This window comes from Psychrobacter halodurans (genome assembly GCF_017498075.1).
Lineage (GTDB): Bacteria > Pseudomonadota > Gammaproteobacteria > Pseudomonadales > Moraxellaceae > Psychrobacter > Psychrobacter celer.
The window spans coordinates 1-4,517 of record NZ_JAGBKN010000048.1 but is presented as its reverse complement, the minus strand read 5'-3'; the positions used below and the strand labels follow the sequence as shown (position 1 = coordinate 4,517).

Here is a 4,517-nt window from a genome sequence, read left to right as displayed (position 1 = left end):
CGATAAAAATGAGATAAATCGCCGTCAAACAAGGAAAATAGCGCAGATAATATTGAGATATTAGTCAGCTATTTGACACCGTTTGGCCAGATTTAACCATTTTTAGCCCATTTAGAGGGTTGTCGATTGAATTGAAGACACGCCCTAGCTAACAACTTAAATGAGTTTTGAGCCAAAGCCGCCCATAAAAAAGCGCCAGTCATCTAAGACTCGCGCTTTTTTACTTTTCGGTTTTATCTACACAGTTACTCTAATAACAAATTTTCCAAAATCCCTTCATATATCTGCGCCAATTTGCCCAAGTCATCCACTTCTACTTTTTCATCGACCTGATGAATGGTAGCGTTACGGACACCAAGCTCGACCACTTGCGCACCAGTGGGTGCGATAAAGCGTCCATCGGATGTACCGCCTGATGTCGATAGCGTCGTGTCTGTACCTGTGACTGACTTGATCGCATTTTGACAGGCTGAAACCAGTTTTCCTTCAGGGGTCAAAAACGGCTGACCGGATAATTTCCATTGGATATCATAACTGGCTTTGCTATCAGCAAAATGCTTATCAAAGATAGCATGTGTTTTTGCTTTGAGTTCTTCTTCACTGGTTTCGGTCGAGAAGCGAAAGTTAAAGACGACCTCTAAGGTTTCGGGGATGACGTTGGTTGCGCCCGTACCACCATTGATATTTGAGACTTGTAAGGTCGTGGGCGGGAAGTAGTCGTTGCCGTTGTCCCAAGTTGCTGATGTCAGCTCGCTGAGCGCCGCCATCGCTGCATGGATAGGGTTACAGGCCAGATGCGGATAAGCGACGTGACCTTGTTTGCCAGTGACCGTCAACACCGCACCCAACGAGCCGCGGCGTCCGTTTTTGATGATATCGCCTAGCGTATCAGTACTTGACGGCTCACCAACGAGGCAGTAAGTTATTTTTTCTTGACGGGCCTCTAAGGTTTCAATGACTTTCACCGTGCCATTGATAGAGGGGCCTTCTTCATCTGAAGTGATTAAAAAGGCAATCGAGCCATTGTGTTCAGGGTGACTCGCGACGAAACGCTCGGCGGCGATGGTAAAGGCTGCAATGCCCGTTTTCATATCCGCTGCACCGCGCGCCCAAAGAAAGCCGTCTTTTATGGTTGGGGTAAAGGGCGGGTAGGTCCAGTTTTTCTCGTCGCCCGTCGGTACAACATCGGTATGGCCAGCAAAACAAATCACAGGGTCGGCTGTACCACGGCGTGCCCAGAGGTTTTTGACTTCCGCATGCTCGCCGCTCTGCTCTTTATTACCAAAGTACATAAACTCGCAGTCAAAGCCTGCTTTCGCTAGGCGAGACGACAAAATATCTTGACAGCCATCATCATCTGGAGTGACGGAAGGGCGCTCAAGTAAAGCGATGCTTAAGTCCAGTGTTTGCTGCTGATGAGTCATGTTTTGATTGTGAGCGTCAGACATGAAAAAACCTTTTTATTATAAAGTGAGAGGATAAGATTTTGGATTAAAGACTAGGGCGTGTTGCACATTCAACCATGGCACAAGCCGTAGCGGCTTATGATAGATTTATACGTTTTACATACTATCTTCAATAAATGGCACCAAACCATCTCGGCGCATCCATGTTGCGATAGAGTAGCGTTGCCGATGAGCGATTTGTACTTGATGTTGCAGATCGCTATCAAATATGACCAGTCGATTGGCAACAGGCATGACACTGTGATGGCTGCCGTGTTTATCAATGATTTCTAACGCGCCGCCATCGCTGGCTGTCCATTCATCATTAAGATAAAAAACCGCTGAGATAACACGCTCATCGCGGCCTGCAGGATTGTCGCTGTGCCATTGATAACCAAAGCCTGCCGGATAGCAGGCATAGTGTGCTTCACTATGGCGAATACCTGCAAACAAGCTTTGATTGAACAAAGCCGCTAGCGCGTTGATGGACTGCAAGTAATAAAATCCAGCAAAAAAGTTTTTTGTGATCCAGCGGATGCGATCACCGCGTATGTCACTGATGCGAACACCAGCCGTTAGCTCGGCGTCTCGGTATTGGACAAACCCACTCTCTGCCTGCAACGCCAGTAACGCCGTATGCGTAAACACCTCATCGATTACTATCCAACCATCATCGACGAGCTGATCGAGCTGTTTATCGGTCAGTTTATCAGCCCAGCACACCTCAAAGTCTGACATCTGCAAGGCATCTTGGCTCAATGACTTATCGTCTATGTCAGCGCAATTAGGGCTGTATGGGGTGAATCGCGGCGGATTGTCAGGACCTATTGGATGATCGACCACCAGCTTTGTCACATTTAGGTTGCTAATAATCTTAGTCATCTCACCTCGTTATTATCAATCAGCTGGCATTCAAGGCCCTTTTATTAAGAGCATTTACCAAAACCACATTATCTTTTACGCTGCCTATGCTACCATAGATGCAATTTTTCTTACTTTAAACTTTTGAGATTATGAACTATAAACACGCCTACCATGCTGGTAACTTTGCTGATGTGGTAAAACACATTTTATTGGTACAACTGCTTAATCAGCTGAGCCAAAAAAACAAACCCTTTTATGCGCTCGACGCTTACGGTGGTCGCGGTCTTTATTCACTCAGCAGTGAAGAAGCGCGCAAAACTGGTGAAGCCGAGGGTGGCATCAAAGCATTGTTAAAGCTTGATGACACCAAAATGGCACAAGCCCCAGCGGCTGTCAAAGACTATCTGGCAGGCATCAAGCAAGCCAAAGCCACTTATGATAATAAAGTTTACCCGGGTTCGCCATGGTGGATCGCCCATCATATCGAAAAAAACCCAGACACTGGCGTACGCGGCGAAGCGTTTGAGGCCAAAGCTAGCGAGTATGACGCGCTCAACTACCAATTGTACAAACTGCCCATTGGCATTCATCATCGTGATGCGTTTGAAGGCGTCACCGCTGTGATTCCGCCAGCCGAGCGCCGCGGTCTTATTTTTCTCGATCCTCCCTATGAGCAAGAGCATAAAGACTTTACCCGTCTGATCAATTTACTCGTCGCCGCCTATAATAAATGGCCACAAGGCACATATGCACTGTGGTTCCCGATCAAAAACATCGAAGCCGTTGAGCTGTTTTACAAAAAGCTGAAGCGTACCGAGATGAGACGTCAGCTGGTCTGTGAGCTAAATATCTATCCAAATGATGTCGCCGTGGGTCTCAATGGCACAGGTTTACTCGTCATCAATCCGCCATGGCAATTTGATAGTCATGCCCGTGAGATCTTGCGCTTTTTGCAGCCTGCTTTAAAAGTCGCTGATGCGCCAGAGCTGACACCTGATAGTGCCACCAATGTCCGCTGGCTAGTTGGCGAATAAGGATACCGTTATGACGACTGAGCAACCATCTCACCATAGTCTAAATGATAATGCCGCAACTCAGCCGCCTTTTGTTGATGAGCATGAGTTCAATATTCGCATGGCGGATAATGATAATTACGATGGCTTAACGTTTGAGGTGATTGAGACAGAAGTTGCAGAGGGTCAGCCGGTGGTTAGCCGCGGTGTCTATTTGGCCCCCAATTTGATTACCACCTTGTCGTTGTTGTCTGGCTTTTATTCGATTTTGGCCAGTACCCAAGGATCGTTTTACAAAGCCTCTCTGGCTATATTTTTGTCGGGGATTTTAGATGGGGCTGATGGCCGCGTCGCACGTATGCTCAATGCGCAAAGTCCCTTTGGCGAGCAGTATGACTCTCTAGCAGATATGCTGGCCTTTGGGGTTGCGCCTGCTATTTTAGTATATAGTTTTGCGTTGCAGCCGCTAGGCCGCATTGGTATTGGCTGTGCTTTTGTTTTTACCGCTTGCGCCGCTTTTCGTCTAGCGAGGTTTAATGTACAGATAGGCGAAGTTGATAAAAAATACTTTGTCGGTTTGGCCAGTCCATTGGCGGCTATATTGGTCACGTCCGCTGTCATGGTCGCGGTCGATCATAATGAGTGGGTCGGACAGTATGATACCGCTATTATACTCTTGTTTGCGGTGTGGGTTGTTATCTGTGGTCTGCTGATGGTCAGCAATGTCAAATACTATAGCTTTAAAGAGTTTGATAAAAAGAAAGTCCCATTTGTGGTACTTATTATTGGAGTGTTGATCATGAGCATCGTCCTCTATGACATTCCTGTTGGAATCTTAGCCATTGGCATTCTCTATGCGTTATCGGGCATTTTTACGACGATTAAAGCAAAAGCAAAAAGTTAGAGCTGCCTTTAAGCTTTGTATCTAGGGATTTACCGATAGGTAGATCCCCTTTTTATATTTTTAAGCACGATGCTAAGCCCAAGGATATAGACTGAGATAAACAAAAATAATGATGAATAGATATTAATAGTAATAACAATTAGTTAGAAAGAGTCATCGGAGATACAATTAAAGAGTGCGAATTATTTATCAGTTCCCCCTTGACCCCCACCCAAATACGCGTATAATGCCACCCAGTCAAAAGGGAAGGCGGATAAAAGAGTGACTCATTTAAACAATGAATCATCATTC

The 4,517-nt window shown here is 46.1% G+C and carries 4 protein-coding genes; 2 read left to right on the top strand and 2 right to left on the bottom strand.

The features are described from left to right. Nucleotides 1–245: 245 nt before the first annotated feature. Entirely contained in the window at nt 246–1,448 is a 1,203-nt protein-coding gene (dapE, locus tag J3491_RS11815; protein WP_075102324.1) for a succinyl-diaminopimelate desuccinylase, read from the bottom strand. 114 nt (nt 1,449–1,562) lie between these two features. Next, nucleotides 1,563–2,327, bottom strand: coding sequence for a 2OG-Fe(II) oxygenase (locus J3491_RS11810; RefSeq protein ID WP_075102325.1), 765 nt, complete (start codon nt 2,325–2,327; stop codon nt 1,563–1,565). A 131-nt stretch (nt 2,328–2,458) separates the two neighbouring features. Here J3491_RS11810 and J3491_RS11805 point away from each other — a divergent pair, with 131 nt between their 5' ends. Together J3491_RS11805 and pssA are read left to right on the top strand one after the other, a co-directional pair. Continuing rightward, nucleotides 2,459–3,343 carry a 23S rRNA (adenine(2030)-N(6))-methyltransferase RlmJ gene (locus tag J3491_RS11805; protein ID WP_075102326.1) on the top strand — a complete coding sequence of 295 codons (885 nt, stop codon included), beginning with the start codon at nt 2,459–2,461 and terminating at the stop codon, nt 3,341–3,343. Nucleotides 3,344–3,443: 100 nt separating this feature from the next. After that, nucleotides 3,444–4,226, top strand: a complete 783-nt coding sequence (gene pssA / locus J3491_RS11800) for a CDP-diacylglycerol--serine O-phosphatidyltransferase (protein ID WP_075102334.1) — start codon at nt 3,444–3,446, stop codon at nt 4,224–4,226. Nucleotides 4,227–4,517 lie beyond the last annotated feature (291 nt).